18 protein-coding genes and 2 pseudogenes are annotated in these 13,358 nt (G+C 71.6%); 10 read left to right on the top strand and 10 right to left on the bottom strand.

What is annotated here, in order from left to right:
- The 3 genes from C1I98_RS23625 to C1I98_RS23635 all read right to left on the bottom strand — a co-directional run.
- Window positions 1–678 (bottom strand): NAD(P)/FAD-dependent oxidoreductase (locus tag C1I98_RS23625; RefSeq protein ID WP_368773539.1); only part of this gene is annotated, 678 nt, incomplete at its 3' end.
- A gap of 56 nt (window positions 679–734) precedes the next feature.
- A complete protein-coding gene (locus tag C1I98_RS23630) occupies window positions 735–2,510 on the bottom strand; it encodes a thiamine pyrophosphate-binding protein (protein WP_111169617.1) in 1,776 nt (591 codons plus the stop codon).
- Window positions 2,511–2,575: 65 nt separating this feature from the next.
- A complete protein-coding gene (locus tag C1I98_RS23635) occupies window positions 2,576–3,532 on the bottom strand; it encodes a sigma-70 family RNA polymerase sigma factor (RefSeq protein ID WP_199537152.1) in 957 nt (318 codons plus the stop codon).
- A gap of 153 nt (window positions 3,533–3,685) precedes the next feature.
- Here C1I98_RS23635 and C1I98_RS23640 point away from each other — a divergent pair, with 153 nt between their 5' ends.
- The 6 genes from C1I98_RS23640 (at window position 3,686) to egtD (ending at window position 9,018) form a co-directional block, all read left to right on the top strand.
- Window positions 3,686–4,315, top strand: coding sequence for an RNA polymerase sigma factor (locus tag C1I98_RS23640; RefSeq protein ID WP_233508116.1), 630 nt, complete (start codon window positions 3,686–3,688; stop codon window positions 4,313–4,315).
- 98 nt (window positions 4,316–4,413) lie between these two features.
- Window positions 4,414–4,653: an anti-sigma factor family protein gene (locus C1I98_RS23645; RefSeq protein ID WP_158558158.1), complete on the top strand. Its 240-nt coding sequence runs from the start codon at window positions 4,414–4,416 to the stop codon at window positions 4,651–4,653.
- Window positions 4,654–4,747: 94 nt separating this feature from the next.
- Entirely contained in the window at window positions 4,748–5,971 is a 1,224-nt protein-coding gene (egtA, locus tag C1I98_RS23650) for an ergothioneine biosynthesis glutamate--cysteine ligase EgtA (RefSeq protein ID WP_111169620.1), read from the top strand.
- Window positions 5,965–7,308, top strand: coding sequence for an ergothioneine biosynthesis protein EgtB (gene egtB / locus C1I98_RS23655; protein WP_111169621.1), 1,344 nt, complete (start codon window positions 5,965–5,967; stop codon window positions 7,306–7,308). The genes egtA and egtB overlap by 7 nt, the downstream gene beginning before the upstream one ends.
- Complete coding sequence (gene egtC / locus C1I98_RS23660) at window positions 7,309–8,019, top strand: ergothioneine biosynthesis protein EgtC (protein WP_111169622.1); 711 nt, start codon at window positions 7,309–7,311, stop codon at window positions 8,017–8,019.
- Window positions 8,020–8,052: 33 nt separating this feature from the next.
- Entirely contained in the window at window positions 8,053–9,018 is a 966-nt protein-coding gene (gene egtD, locus C1I98_RS23665; RefSeq protein ID WP_111169631.1) for an L-histidine N(alpha)-methyltransferase, read from the top strand.
- Between the two features lie 100 nt (window positions 9,019–9,118).
- Here egtD and C1I98_RS23670 read toward each other — a convergent pair whose 3' ends face one another.
- The 4 genes from C1I98_RS23670 to C1I98_RS23680 form a co-directional block, all read right to left on the bottom strand.
- The gene (locus C1I98_RS23670; protein WP_111169623.1) at window positions 9,119–9,484 is read right to left on the bottom strand and encodes an ArsR/SmtB family transcription factor; all 366 of its coding nucleotides are present in this window, start codon (window positions 9,482–9,484) and stop codon (window positions 9,119–9,121) included.
- Window positions 9,484–9,645 (bottom strand): hypothetical protein, encoded by a 162-nt coding sequence (locus C1I98_RS45775; protein ID WP_368773540.1) that lies wholly within the window; start codon window positions 9,643–9,645, stop codon window positions 9,484–9,486. The genes C1I98_RS23670 and C1I98_RS45775 overlap by 1 nt, the downstream gene beginning before the upstream one ends.
- Window positions 9,646–9,730: 85 nt before the next feature.
- Window positions 9,731–9,871, bottom strand: a complete 141-nt coding sequence (locus C1I98_RS45780; protein WP_368773541.1) for a 2-dehydropantoate 2-reductase N-terminal domain-containing protein — start codon at window positions 9,869–9,871, stop codon at window positions 9,731–9,733.
- Window positions 9,868–10,389, bottom strand: a complete 522-nt coding sequence (locus C1I98_RS23680) for an ATP-binding protein (protein ID WP_146607590.1) — start codon at window positions 10,387–10,389, stop codon at window positions 9,868–9,870. Before C1I98_RS23680 ends, C1I98_RS45780 begins: the two co-directional genes overlap by 4 nt.
- A gap of 223 nt (window positions 10,390–10,612) precedes the next feature.
- Between C1I98_RS23680 and C1I98_RS23685 the strand changes: the two genes are divergently transcribed.
- Window positions 10,613–11,440 (top strand): helix-turn-helix domain-containing protein, encoded by an 828-nt coding sequence (locus C1I98_RS23685; RefSeq protein WP_111169626.1) that lies wholly within the window; start codon window positions 10,613–10,615, stop codon window positions 11,438–11,440.
- Entirely contained in the window at window positions 11,428–11,628 is a 201-nt protein-coding gene (locus tag C1I98_RS23690) for a DUF397 domain-containing protein (RefSeq protein ID WP_111169627.1), read from the top strand. The genes C1I98_RS23685 and C1I98_RS23690 overlap by 13 nt, the downstream gene beginning before the upstream one ends.
- Here the strand turns inward: C1I98_RS23690 and C1I98_RS44215 are convergent.
- Entirely contained in the window at window positions 11,625–11,963 is a 339-nt protein-coding gene (locus tag C1I98_RS44215) for a helix-turn-helix transcriptional regulator (protein WP_233508117.1), read from the bottom strand. The two genes, C1I98_RS23690 and C1I98_RS44215, sit on opposite strands and share 4 nt — an antisense overlap.
- Window positions 11,964–11,993: 30 nt before the next feature.
- On the opposite strand from C1I98_RS44215, the gene C1I98_RS44220 reads away from it, so the two are divergent.
- Window positions 11,994–12,170, top strand: coding sequence for a hypothetical protein (locus tag C1I98_RS44220; protein WP_233508118.1), 177 nt, complete (start codon window positions 11,994–11,996; stop codon window positions 12,168–12,170).
- Here the strand turns inward: C1I98_RS44220 and C1I98_RS44225 are convergent.
- Window positions 12,125–12,475, bottom strand: a pseudogene (locus C1I98_RS44225) (cupin domain-containing protein); the annotation flags it as partial. The gene C1I98_RS44220 and the pseudogene C1I98_RS44225 sit on opposite strands and share 46 nt — an antisense overlap.
- 191 nt (window positions 12,476–12,666) lie before the next feature.
- Here C1I98_RS44225 and C1I98_RS23705 point away from each other — a divergent pair.
- Window positions 12,667–13,152 (top strand): annotated as a pseudogene (locus C1I98_RS23705) (aminopeptidase); the annotation flags it as partial.
- 21 nt (window positions 13,153–13,173) lie between these two features.
- Here the strand turns inward: C1I98_RS23705 and C1I98_RS41655 are convergent.
- The coding region (locus C1I98_RS41655) for a hypothetical protein (protein ID WP_158558160.1) at window positions 13,174–13,358 on the bottom strand (185 nt) is incomplete at its 5' end.

The following is a 13,358-nucleotide window of genomic DNA, read 5'->3' on the forward strand; positions in this document are numbered from 1 at the left end:
GCACCTCCTGGGGGGTGGCCAGGCAGGTGGCAGCCTCCGCCAGGGCGCGGAAGGCGTCGGCGTCGTCGGTCGCCGCCTGCGGTCCAGGACCCCGGCCATCACCAGCACCCCGGTGCCGGGCGTGCCCGCGCACCAATGGGCGTGCGCCGGGGCAGGCGCGCAGCGCCCTGGCGAGCGCTCGGGGTCGCGCAGGTGCTTGAGCGGCGCGTCACCACGGCCGGTGACGAAGGTGACGGACCAGGTGTCGTGCCCGCCCGGGATCGTGAGCAGCGCGAACGTGCCCAGTTGGGTGTACGGCGGCGCCATCCGCACCGGATGCTCCGGCCCGGTGAAGTAGCGGCTGTAGTAGGCGAAGCCGTGGTCTTCCGGCTCGGTGCGCGGCCCCGCCGAACCCAGCGCGGTCAGCCAGGCCGAGGACGGCGTGCCCCGGCCCATCGCGTCCACCACCAGGTCGGCGCGGATCTCCTCGCCGCCCGACGTACGGACCCCGGTGACGGCCGGAACGGCGGCGGGCGCGCCCAGCAGGCCGGTGACCCGGACGCCGCGCCGCACGGTCACGCCGGGCCGCCGCGCCGCGGCGAGCGCGAGGGCGGACTCCCGCAGGCCAGTCCGATCGGGCCCCCGCCGCAGATGACGATCGACGCCATGGAGTTCCGCCTCCTTCGTCCCCCAGGCCAAAGGTGACAGGGCGGGACGCGCCCGCGCCACGGGTTTCCCGGCGCGGGGAAGGCGGGTCAGTCCCCCATCTGCTGGATGCGGTCCTTGAACAGGGTGGTGGCGATGGAGGCCCGGCGCGGCTGCCCCTTGAGGAACGCCTGGGCGAACTTCTTGGCCTGCTCGTAGGAGACCTTGCCGGGCAGCGGCGGCTCGTCCGGGTTGACGTCCACGTCGACCAGCGCGGGCCCGTCGAAGGCGAGGGCCTCGGCGACGGCCGATTCGACGTCGGCGGCCTTGCTGATCTTGGCGCCGTAGCCGCGGCAGGACCGCGCCCATCCGGAGAAGTCGGACCACGGCTCGGCGTACCGCACCCCGTGCTCGGGGTAGCCGAGCACCATCTGCTCCCACAGGATCTGCCCGAGGGAGTTGTTGTTGTTCACCACGACCTTGATCGGCAGCCGGTGCTGGGCCGCGGTCAGGAACTCGGCCATCAGCATGGCGAACCCGCCGTCGCCGATGTAGGCGATGACCTGGCGGCCCGGGAAGGCGTGCTGCATCGCGATGGCGTACGGCAGGCCGGGGGCCATGCTGGCGAGGTTGCCCGACAGGTAGAACTCCCGGCCGTCCCGCACCGTCCAGTGCCGCGCCGCCCAGGTGGCCACCGTGCCGCTGTCGCAGGTCAGGATGGCGTCGTCGGCGCAGAGCCGGTCGAGCACCGAAGCGAGGTACTGCGGCGCGACCGGGTCCCGGTCGGCGCTTTCGAGCGCGCGCATGTCGGCCCGCCAGGCCGCCATCTTGGCCTGATATTTCGCCAGATGGCGGGTGTCGCGGTTGCGGTCGAGCAGCGGCAGCAGCGGCAGCAGCGCCCGCAGCCCCTCCTTGGCGTCGCCGATCATCGGCACCTCGGTGGGCAGCCGCGCCCCCGCCCGCACCGGGTCGGCTTCGAGCTGCACCACCCGGGTCGCGCCCGCCGGGGGCAGGTGCTGGGTGTAGGGGAAGTTGGTGCCCACCATGAACAGCACGTCCACGTCGTCCACCAGTTCCTCGCTCGGCCGGGTGCCGAGCAGCCCCAGCCCGCCCGTGGTGTACGGCGAGTCGTCGGGGATCACCGCCTTGCCGGGCAGCGTCTTGATCACCGGCGCGGACAGCGCCTCGGCCACCGCCAGCACCTCCTGCCTGGCGTGCAGCGCGCCCGCGCCCACCAGCAGCGCGGGGCGTTCGGCGGCGTTGAGCACCGCCGCCGCGCGCCGCAGGTCCTCCTCGCGGGGACGTCCGGGCGGCGGAAGGTACACCGGCGCGGTGTGCGGCGGGCGCGCCGGGGCCACGTGCTGCCATGGGTCGGCGTCCGCGTCGGCCACCTGCAGGTCGTTGGGCAGCGTGAGGTGGGCCACGCCGCGCCGCGCGTAGGCGTGCCGTACCGCGGCGTCCACCAGCGCGGGGAGCTGCACCGGATTGGTGACCAGCTCGTTGTACTCGGTCAGGTCGGCGAACAGGCGCTCCAGGTGGACCTCCTGCTGGTAGCCGGTGCCCAGCACCGAGGTCTCCTGCATGCCGGTGATCGCCAGCACCGGCACGTGGTCGAGTTTGGCGTCGTAGAGGCCGTTCATCAGATGCAGCCCGCCGGGACCAGAGGTGGCCAGGCACACGCCGAGCCTGCCGGTGGCCTTGGCGTGCCCCGTGGCCATGAACGCGGCGGCCTCCTCGTGGTGGACCAGCACGAACCGCACCTTGTCCCGGTGCCGCCGCAGGCCCTCCATGATGCCGTTGATGCCGTCGCCCGGGAGTCCGAACACGGTGTCGACGCCCCACTCGGCCAGCCGTTCGATGAGAGATTCCGCGAGAATTCGTGGCATGCCCGGGGACGTACCCCACCATGTCGTTGTATGCGACGGCCCCGCGAAAGGCCCGGCAAAGCCGGTCAGCTCGCCCAGTCCAGGAGGGGCTGGACGTGCTCCGGCGACCGCAGCGAGCGCAACGCCTGGCGCTCCAACTGGCGGATGCGCTCACGCGTGAGCCCCAGCCGCTCGCCGATCTCCTGGTAGGTGTGGGTCTTGCCGTCGTTCAGGCCGTAGCGCAGGGTGACGATGAACGCCTCGCGTTCGGGGAGGGTGTCCACCAGGGCGCGCAGCTCCTGGGCGAGCGCCTGGTATTCCATCAGGTCCGAGACCGGGACCACTTCGGTGTCGGCGATGAGGTCGCCGACCCTGGTGTCCTCGCCGTCGCCGATCGGGGTGTCCAGGCTGACGGTGTCGTGGCCGACCCGGCGTAGTTCGTGCAGTTCGGGCACGGACATCCCGGCCGCCCTGGCGACCTCCTCGTCGGTGGGGTCACGGTTCAGGCGGGTCAGCAGTTGGCGTTCCATCCGGTGGATCTTGGACAGCCGGTCCACGACGTGGACGGGGAGCCGCACGTTACGCGTCTTGTCGGCCAGGCCGCGCTCGATGGCCTGGCGTATCCACCACATCGCGTACGTCGAGAACTTGAACCCCTTGGCGTAGTCGAACTTCTCGACCGCCCGGATCAGGCCCAGGTTGCCCTCCTGGATCACGTCCAGCATCGGCCAGCCCCGGTGGGCGTACTTCTTGGCGGCCGACACCACCAGCCGCAGGTTCGCGCGGAGCATGTGGTCCTTGGCCGCCTCGCCGTCCTTGGCCACCGCCGCCAGGGCGGCCCTGCGCTCCTCCTCCCCGGTGTCCCCCGCGTCGAGCAGGTGGCGCGCGTACAGGCCGGCCTCGATGCGCCGGGAGATCTGCACCTCCTCCTCGGCGGTCAGCAGGGGCGTCCGGCCGATCTGCAGCAGGTACTGGCCGAGCAGATCGGTCTCGTCGTACGGCTCATGCGGTTCGGCCCGGGCGCCGCCGTCCAGCCCGCGCATCATCCTCACCTCACTCGGTCGCGCCTACCGTGAGCGGCTACCCCGCGATCCGCGCCTCAGTCCAGCACAGGAGTCCCGCCCACAACACCGACGTGGAAGTGTCGGACGGCGATGTCATGATGGCTGCATACGCCCCGACCGGGAGGAGAGATCGTGGGGTTGCCCCCGGACGACGTCGTCGCCGCGGCCTTGCGCGCCGGGGACGAGACGATGTTCGCGGCGCTGCTGGACACCTGGTCGCGGGGGATGCTGCGGCTGGCCAGATCCTACGTGTCCACCAGCGACTCCGCCGAGGAGGTCGTGCAGGACACCTGGCTGGCGGTGATCCGTGGGATCGACGGGTTCGAGGGGCGTTCGTCGGTCAAGACGTGGGTCTACCGCATTCTGGTGAACACCGCCAAGAAGCGGGGCGCCAGGGAGAGCCGCACGGTGCCGTGGAGCAGCGCGTTCGAGGGGGACGGCGAGCCCGCACTGGACGGCGCGGGCCCGGCCGACGACCGCTCCCCCCTTCTCCCGGGCTGGAAGGATCTTCCCGCCGCCTGGTCCGTCCCCGAGGGCGAGATCCTGGCCTCCGAGATCCGCGGCCGGATCGCGGCGGCGCTGGCCACGCTGCCCGCCCGGCAGCGCAGCGTGATCACCCTGCGCGACGTGGAAGGATGCAGCTCCGAGGAGGTCTGCGCCATCCTGGACATCTCAGCGGCCAACCAGCGCGTGCTGCTCCACCGCGCCAGGGCGGCGGTTCGCAAGCGATTGGAAGATTACTTCGAGGCGATGAGACGCTAGACGCAGTACGGCGGTAACGAATCGGGTCGGTTCCGGAACGTGAGACGGTAGTCGCAGATGAAGCGGTTCAGTCACAGAAGGGTAAGGCGGTCGTTGACGTGAAACGGTTAAGCTGCCCGGAGGTCGGCGAGCACGTCACTGCTTATCTGGATGACGAGCTCGCCGACGACGCCAGGCGGGCCTTGGAGGAGCACACCAGGGGCTGCGCGGACTGCACGCGCCACATCGCCCAGTTCCGCGCCACGATCGCCGCCATGCGTGACCTCCCCGCCACGTCCCTCTCCCCTGTCACCCGCGACCGGCTGCTGAGCGCCTTCCGCGCGGCGCGCCGCCGTTGACGGGTTCCTGTCCCGAAATTCGCCGTCTCCCCCTGTAACGCCGCGGGGTCTCGCGGGTCTGTAGATCCGTGACCACCGGCGAGGGGGGATGAGCATGGCGGCTCCTGCGATCGACGACGCGCCGCTCCACGACGCCTCCGATGTCGAGGATTTCGCGCGGCGCTGCTTCGACGGCGGCGACGGCGACGGCATGGTCGGGGTAGAGCTGGAGTTCCTGGTCTACGACCGCGCGTCCGCGGATCTGCACGTGCCGATCCGACGGGTGGCCGAGGCCCTGGCCTTACCCCCGGGTGACCCTGTGCTGCCCGGCGGCTGCCGGGTCACCTTCGAGCCCGGCGGCCAACTGGAGCTGTCCGGTCCGGCCGCTCCGCTGTCCGCCGCGATCGAGCGGGTCGCGGCCGATGTCGCGCTGGCCCGGGCGGTGCTGGGCGCGGCCGGGCTGCGGCTCGCCGGCGTGGGCCTGGACCCGGTACGCCGGGCCCACAGGCAGCTTCGCGAGCCCCGTTATGAGGCGATGGCCGCGTTCTTCGGCGGGCCGTACGGCCCGCTGATGATGTGCAGCACCGCATCCGTGCAGGTCAACCTGGATCTCGGCGAGCGGCCCGCGGTGCGCTGGGAGCGCGCGCACGCGCTCGGGCCGGTGCTGACCGCCGCATTCGCCAACTCCCCGCTCAGCGGCGGGCGGCCGTGCGGCTGGATGTCCGGGCGCCAGGCGGTGTGGGAGAACCTCGACAGCACCCGCACCTCCCCGGTCCGGGCGACCGGCGACCCGGTGTCGGCCTGGACCGACTACCTGCTGGCCGCCCGGGTGATGCTGCGCAGGGAGGGTGATCGGTTCCACCCGGTCGCCGACGGCTCGACGTTCGGCGACTGGCTGGCCGCGCCGGGCCCGCCCCCGACCGGGGCCGACCTGGCCTACCACGCGACCACGCTGTTCCCGCCGGTCCGCCCGCGCGGCTGGCTGGAGGTCCGCTACCTCGACGCCCAGCACCCCGACGACTGGCCGGTGTGCGTGGCGGTGACACACGCGCTGATCACCGACGACCGGGCGGCCGACGCCGCGCTCGCCGCGGCCGAGCCCTGCCGGTGGCTGTGGCGGCGCGCCTCACGAGACGGGCTGGCCGATCCGCGGATCAGGCGGGCGGCCACGGAGTGCTTCTCGGCGGCCCTCGCCGCCCTCCCCCGGCTCGGCGCGTCCGTGGAGTTGACCGCGAAGGTCGCCGGGTTCGCCGAGCGCGTCGCCGCGGGCCGCTCTCCGGCCACCGACCTGCTCGAAGGCACGCAAGGGATGACACAAGGAAATGGGGGATCATGGTGAGCAGCCTTGACGCGGTGACCGACCTCGACGCCGGCCGCCTCAAGGAGCGGATCGCGGCGCAGCTCCTCACGGTGCGCGATCGGTCGCTGGCCTACACCTCGGCGGAAGACGACGTGCTGCTGCGCCAGCACTCCACGCTGATGTCGCCGCTGGTCTGGGACCTCGCGCACATCGGCAACTACGAGGAGCTGTGGGTGCTTCGCGAGGCGGGCGGCATCACCCCGCTGCGCCCGGAGATCGACGACATCTACGACGCGTTCAAGCATCCCAGGAAGGACCGCCCGTCGCTGCCGATCCTCGGCCCCGACGAGGCCAGGCGGTACATCGGCGGGGTGCGCGGTCGCACCCTCGACGTGCTCGACGCGATCGATTTCACCGACCCCGACCCGCTGCGCCGGGCGGGCTTCGTGTTCGGCCTGGTGATCCAGCACGAGCACCAGCACGACGAGACGATGCTGGCCACCTTGCAACTGTCCGGCAGGCCCGGCCTGGTCCGCGAGGGCGACCTGCCCGCCGCGCGTCCGGGGCGCGGGCCTGACGAGGTGCTGGTCCCCGCGGGTCCCTTCCAGATGGGCACCAGCACGCTGCCGTGGGCCTACGACAACGAGCGCCCCGCCCACCGGGTCGATCTGCCGGCCTACTGGATCGACCGGCTGCCGGTCGGCAACGCCGCCTACATCGCCTTCATCGAGGCGGGCGGCTACGACGACGAGCGGCTGTGGGATCCGGCGGGCTGGCGCTGGCGGACCGAGGGGGCGATCTCCGCTCCGCTGTTCTGGTCCAAGGAGGGCGACGGCTGGTGGCGGACCCGCTTCGGCCGCACCGAGCCGGTGCCGCCGGACGAGCCGGTGCAGCACGTGAGCTGGTACGAAGCCGACGCATATGCGCGCTGGGCGGGCAAGCGGCTGCCCACCGAGGCCGAGTGGGAGAAGGCGTGCGGCTGGGACCCGGCGACCGGCCGGGCGCGCAGGTATCCCTGGGGCGACACCGAGCCGCACCTGGGGCTGGCCAACCTCGGGCACCTCGCGGCCCGCCCCGCCCCGCTCGGGGCCTTCCCCGGCGGGGCCAGCGCCTATGGGGCCGAACAGATGATCGGCGAGGTGTGGGAGTGGACCGGCTCCTGGTTCACCGGCTATCCGGGGTTTCGCAGCTTCCCCTACCGCGAGTACAGCGAGGTGTTCTTCGGCCGGGAATACCGGGTGCTGCGCGGCGGGTCGTGGGCGGCCGACCCGGCGGCGGTCCGCACCACCTTCCGCAACTGGGACTATCCGATCAGGCGGCAGATCTTCACCGGCTTCCGCTGCGCCCGCACCGCCGCCCCCGGCGAGGCCGGCTAGATGTGCCGGCACGCGGCCTGGCTGGGGCCGCCGCGCGGCCTGGCCGCCCTGCTGGATGAGCCGGAACACGGCCTGGTCCGGCAGTCGTACGCGCCGCGGATGCAACGGCACGGCATGGTCAACGCCGACGGGTTCGGCATGGGCTGGTACGACCCGGCCTCCGGTGAGGCGGTGCGCTATCGCCGGTCGATCCCGATCTGGACCGACGCCAACCTGCCGGGGCTGGCCAGGGCGGCCCGTTCCGGCTGCCTGATCGCGGCGGTCAGATCGGCGACCATCGGCATGCCGATCGAGGAGAGCGCGACCGCGCCGTTCGCCGATGGGCGGCTGCTGCTCAGCCACAACGGCCGGGTGCGGGCCGAGGCGGTCCGCTCGCTGGTCGATTCGGCCGAGAGCACGTGCGACGCGGCGTGGGTGGCCGCCGCGGTCTTCGCACGGGTGCGCGGCGGCGCACCGCTCGGCGACGCCCTCGCCGAGGTCGTCACCCATGCCGGGACCAAAGATCCCGAAGGCCGGCTCAACCTGCTGGCCTGCGACGGCGCCACCGTCGCGGCCACCACGTGGGGCGACACGCTCTACGTGGACGACACGGGCCAGGACGGCGTGCTCGTGGCCAGCGAGCCGCTGTCCGACCGGCCGAGCTGGCGGCCCGTACCCGACCGGCGTCTCGTCCTCGTGACGCCCGGCGGCGTGCGCGTCGAGCCGCTGTGACCCACCGACCCAGGAGACCACGTGCGCGACACCATGCCCAACGTCCGGCTGACCGACCATCTCGACCCCGCCTACCTGCGTCAGGCCCTCGAAAGCGATGTCCGGTCCGGCCTTTCCGCGCGGCCGAAGTGGCTGCCGCCCAAGTGGTTCTACGACGCGGCGGGCAGCGACCTGTTCACCCGGATCACCAGGCTGCCCGAGTACTACCCGACGCGCCGGGAGCTGTCCATCCTGCGCGCGCACGCCACCGACGTGGCCGTGCGCAGCGGCGCGGACACCCTGGTCGAGCTGGGCTCGGGCACCAGCGAGAAGACCGTGCTGCTGCTCGACGCGCTCGCCGCCCGCGGGCTGCGCGCCTACCTGCCGGTGGACGTGGACGCGGTGACGCTGGGCGAGGCCGCCGAGCGGGTGGCGGCGCGCTATCCCGGGATCGAGGTGCACGCCGTGTGCGCCGACTTCGAGCGTCATCTCGGGCTGCTGCCGCGTACCGGCCGGCGGATGGTCGCCTTCCTCGGCGGGACGATCGGCAACCTGGAGCCCGCCCCTCGCGAGGTGTTCCTGAAGGGCCTGCGCGACACGCTCGACCCCGGCGACTCGCTGCTGCTCGGCGCCGACCTGGTCAAGGACACCGCGCGGCTGGTCGCCGCCTACGACGACCCGGCCGGGGTGACCGCCGAGTTCAACCGCAACGTGCTGCGCGTGATCAACCGGGAGCTGCGGGCCGATTTCGACCCTGACGCGTTCGAGCACGTCGCCCGGTACGACGAGGGGAACGACTGGATCGAGATGCGGCTGCGCGCCACCCGCGCGATGCGCGCCCACGTCGCCGACCTCGGGCTCGACGTGGCCTTCGCGGCGGGCGAGGAGATGCGGACCGAGATCAGCGCGAAGTTCCGCCCGGAGCCGCTGGCGGCGGAGCTGGAGGCCGCCGGTTTCACCCCCGCCGAGCTGTACACCGACCCGGAGGGCGACTTCGCCCTGGTGCTCGCCATGGCCTGACCGGTGGTCCGCTACCCGACCCTGGCGGTCGCCCGTGCCCCGGGGCGCGGCCCGAACCGCTGCCGGTAGGCCGATGGCGTCAGGCCGATCTCGCGCCGCATCACCGCCCGCCCGAAGCGGCATCGGGGTGATCGGGTGCCGCTGCGCAGGCGATGATCGTGGCGGTGAGGTCGCGCAGCGGGGCCAGCAGGCGTGCGTACTCGGCCCCGTTGGGCGCGTACCGGCGCTGCGCGCCGATCCGCTGCACGGTGAGCAGGCTTGCATCGCGCAGTATCTTCAGGTGGTGTGAGGTGGCGGGCTGGGACAGCCCCAGCCGGGCGGCGACGTCGCCGACGCTGCGCGCGGCGCCGGACTCCAGCAGGAACACGATGATCTCCTGGCGCCGCTCGTCGCCCAGCGCGATGAACAGCGGCCGGGTCACGCCGAACAGGCGCAGCAGCTCGCTCGCCGGGCCCTCGCCGGGCATCAGGACCTCCCTGCGCTCAGTGCCTTGAGATTGGCGACGGGCAGCCCACGGACCGCCCCCTCCTCGATCCACTCTTGCAGCATCAGGCCCGTCTGCGCGCTGACCTTCGCGAAGTGCGTCCGCAGGTAGGCGGCCAGGTCGAACGGGACGATCCTCGGCAACACGCGCAGCGCGACCGCGGCGGCCCAGGCGGGTACGCCGGGCGGGGGACGCCTGCCGTGCCGCGCCGCGGTGATCGCGAGCGCTTCACGGCCGGCCCCGGCGGCCGGCGTGTACCTGGTGCTTGACCAGGTACCCCACCTGCGCTCCCCCAGCGGCCAGCCACGCCCCGAACACCTGCCCAAGCGCCCCTGCACCCACCACCAGTGCCCTCAGGCGGCCAATCATAGATCCAAATATTTAGATGCTTCGATCTGTCGTATCGGCACGGGGAGCACGGCGAAGACGGTCTTCCCGTACGGGCCGCAGGGGCCTTCGGAGTAGCGGTAGCTCCACTGGCAGGCCAGGTCCGCCACGATCCGCAGCCCACGTCCGCGGGTGGCGTCGTCAGGTACGTCGCATCGCGGCCGGGGCGGGCGGAGCACACGGTCCCAGACCTCGATGAACAGCAGGTCGGCCAGGACGGTCAGTGTCAGCCTGACGAGGGCCCCCTCCTCCAGCAGGTGGCCCATCGCCTCGGGCGGGTCGTGGAGGGTGGTCGCTTCGAGCGCGTTCGTCACCAGTTCGGAGACGACGAGTCCGGCGTTGAACAGGAAGTCCGGGTCGGTGTAGCCCCACCCGCGCAGCGTCGCCGCACAGTACGCCCGAGCGGGACCCACCGCATCGGGCAGCGCGACCAGTTTGAGGGTTTCTGCCCGACCGTACTGGGTTTGGAGAATACTGCCGCTTATCCGGCCCACAGTCATGATGCGCCTCACTTTGTTATATACGCCTACAACTACTCGCCGAATTCCATTGCCACGTGAAATGCGAAACGAGTAGCCGCCCGATCAGAATGCCGGTAACAATGCGCGTGACGGGAAGCTATGGCGTGACGGTGGGTGACATACCGTGACGTCAAATCTGTCACGTCGTCACAATTCAGCGCAGGATGACGACAAGTCGTCACACACTCGGTCGGGAGGAAGTATGGGACGAGGCATCGAGCCCGGTGCGTCGGCACAGGCCCTGTTCGCGGCGGAGCTGGCCAGACTACGGCAGGAGCACGGGCTGTCGCAGGTGGCACTGGGAGTCCGCATCGGATGTCACCGAACGCTCATCTCTCATATCGAGCGGGGGACCAAGCGGCCGAAACGCAATGTGGCCGAAGCACTCGACGTCGCCTTCGGACTGACCAAGAAGCGGCATTTCACCGGAATCTACGAGCGCATGATTCGCGAAATGGGCATGATGGGATGGTTCGGCAGGTGGCTGGAGGGGGAGCCCCAGGCGCTTTCCCTCCGCTTCTGGGACCCGATGCTCGTACCGGGCATTCTCCAGACCGAGGCATACGCCCGGGCGATCTTCTCGCGAGAGCCCGGCATTCCCCCGAGCGAAGTCGAGGCCCTGGTCTCCCGGCGTATGGAGAGGCGAGCGATCCTGGACCGCGAGGCGCCACCGCGCATCTGGATCATGATGGATGAGAACGTTCTCCTTCGGCCGATCGGCGGGCGTGCCACGCTCGTCGAACAACTGAAATTCCTGCTGGAGATGGCGCAGCATCCCAGCGTGACCATACAGGTGGTGCCGAACGAGGCCGGTTGCACTCCAGGCTTGCTGAGCGCCTTCGCACTCGCCCGGCTTCCCCATGATGTCCAAGTCGCCACAATCCAGTCATCCGGCGACGGAGTGGTGACAACCGAACCACGGTTGATCTCCCGCCTCACACTCCAGTGTGACAGCATCCGAGATGACGCATACTCCCAAAAGGAGTCATTGCAACTCATCGAGAGGGTGATAGAGCAATGGGCCCACTAGGCCAGGAAACCCCCATCTGGCGTAAGGCCACAGCGAGCGGCGGCAACGGCGGAGAATGCGTAGAAGTCGCCACCAACATCCCCGGAACCATCCTCATCCGCGACAGCAAAAACCCCACCGGCCCCACCCTCCGCATCTCCCCCACCGACTGGACCGACTTCATCAGCCAGATCAAGGACGGCCGCTAGCTGATACGGCCTACCTCCATGGGGGTGCAGGATTCGCGGCGGTAGCGGCCTGGGGAGAGGCCGTGTTCGCGTTTGAAGGCGTTGCCGAAGGCGAATTCCGAGCCGTAGCCGACGCGGTCGGCGACTGCGGCGACCGAGGCGTCGGACTCGCGTAGCAGGCGGGCCGCCACGGACAGGCGCCACCAGGTGAGGTAGGCGAGGGGTGGGCGGCCGACGAGGGTGGTGAAGCGGCGGGCGAAGCCGGCGCGGGAGAGGCCGGCGTGTGCGCCGAGGGATTCGACGGTCCAGCGGTGGGCCGGGTCGCGGTGGATGGCGTCGAGGGCGCGGCTGACCACGGGGTCGGCCAGGGCGGCGGCCCAGCCGGTGTGGCCGCAGACGTCGCCCCGGTCGTCGAACCAGGCCCGCAGGATGTAGAGCTGGAGCGTGTCCAGCAGGAGGAGACCACGGTGTCCGCGCCGGGGCGCGGGTCGGCGATCTCGCCGGAGAGCAGGTCGACGGCCGCGCGCAACTCGGGGTGGCGGCCGAGCGTGGCGGGCAGGTGAATCACGCTGGGCAGCGAGGCCAGGATGGGGTGGGCCCCGCCGCGGGCGAGGCGGTAGCCGCAGCACAGGGTGACGGTCTCGGCCCCCGTGCCGCCGAATCCGGCGGAGGCGAACAACCGGGGCTCGCCGAGGGGGTCGCAGCCGAGCGGGACGAGTGGGGCGCCGGGGTCGTCGGCCAGGCCGTACGCGTCGCCGTGCGGGAAGAACACCACGTCGCCGACGCTCAGCGGGATCGGGTCGCCCGCGTCCGGGACGAGCCAGCAGGACCCGCGCAGCACGACCTGGTAACAGGCCGCGCCGGGCACCTGCGGGGACCGATGCGCCCAGGGCGCTGGCCAGGGAGATCCTGGAGCGGCGGACGGCCATGGTGGGCCTGCTGGCGGCCGACGCGCCGGCGCACGGCTGGACGTTCGGCCTGGCCGGCGACAGCGACCGGGCGTTCGAGCACTCGGTGATGGATTACGAGTGGGGGTTTTGATCCTACAACGACCAGTCCGCCTGCGCGAGCCTGCCCGAGCCGGACGCCTCCGACGAGGAGCTGTACCGGAGCTTCGACCGGGTACTGGGGTTCCGGTTCTTCAGCGACCAGGCGCTCACGCCGTACGTGTCGGCCTTCTACCAGGGCGCGAAGGAGACCGGCTGGCAGACGCTGTCGTTCCCGCATCTGCGTCCCCTGCTGCGCTATGAGCGGGAGTACCGGCCGGGGACGTACGTGCCGCGCGACATCCCGATCACCTACGACGGTACGGCGGTCCGCGAGATCGACCGGTACGTGCGAACGCGCGGCCACCGGCTGATGTTCGTCAACGGCGGCAACGACCCGGTGAGCGCGGAGCCCTACCGGCTCGGACCGGGCAGCCGCGACTCGGCCGTCTACACCGCGCCGGGGGTCCATCGCGTCTTCCTCGGCGAGGTGATCGGCAGGCTGCCCCGCCCGCAGCGCGACAAGGCCATCGCCGACCTGCGCCGCTGGGCCCGATAAGCAGCCTGATAAGCAGCCCGATCAGCGGACCTGCGCAGGGGCCTCTTCCGGTTCCGTCTCCGCCGGAGGGGGCTCGGCGCGGCGCGGCCGCCTGCGGACGCCGCCCAGGGCGAGCGCGGACAGGGCGGCGACCAGCGCGATGAGCAGGAGGGCCCCCTCCAGGGGTAACGGGAACCCGAACACCAGGCCGCCGCCCTGTCCGCGCT

It is taken from the genome of Spongiactinospora gelatinilytica, assembly GCF_003236385.1.
GTDB classification, from domain to species: Bacteria; Actinomycetota; Actinomycetes; order Streptosporangiales; family Streptosporangiaceae; genus Spongiactinospora; species Spongiactinospora gelatinilytica.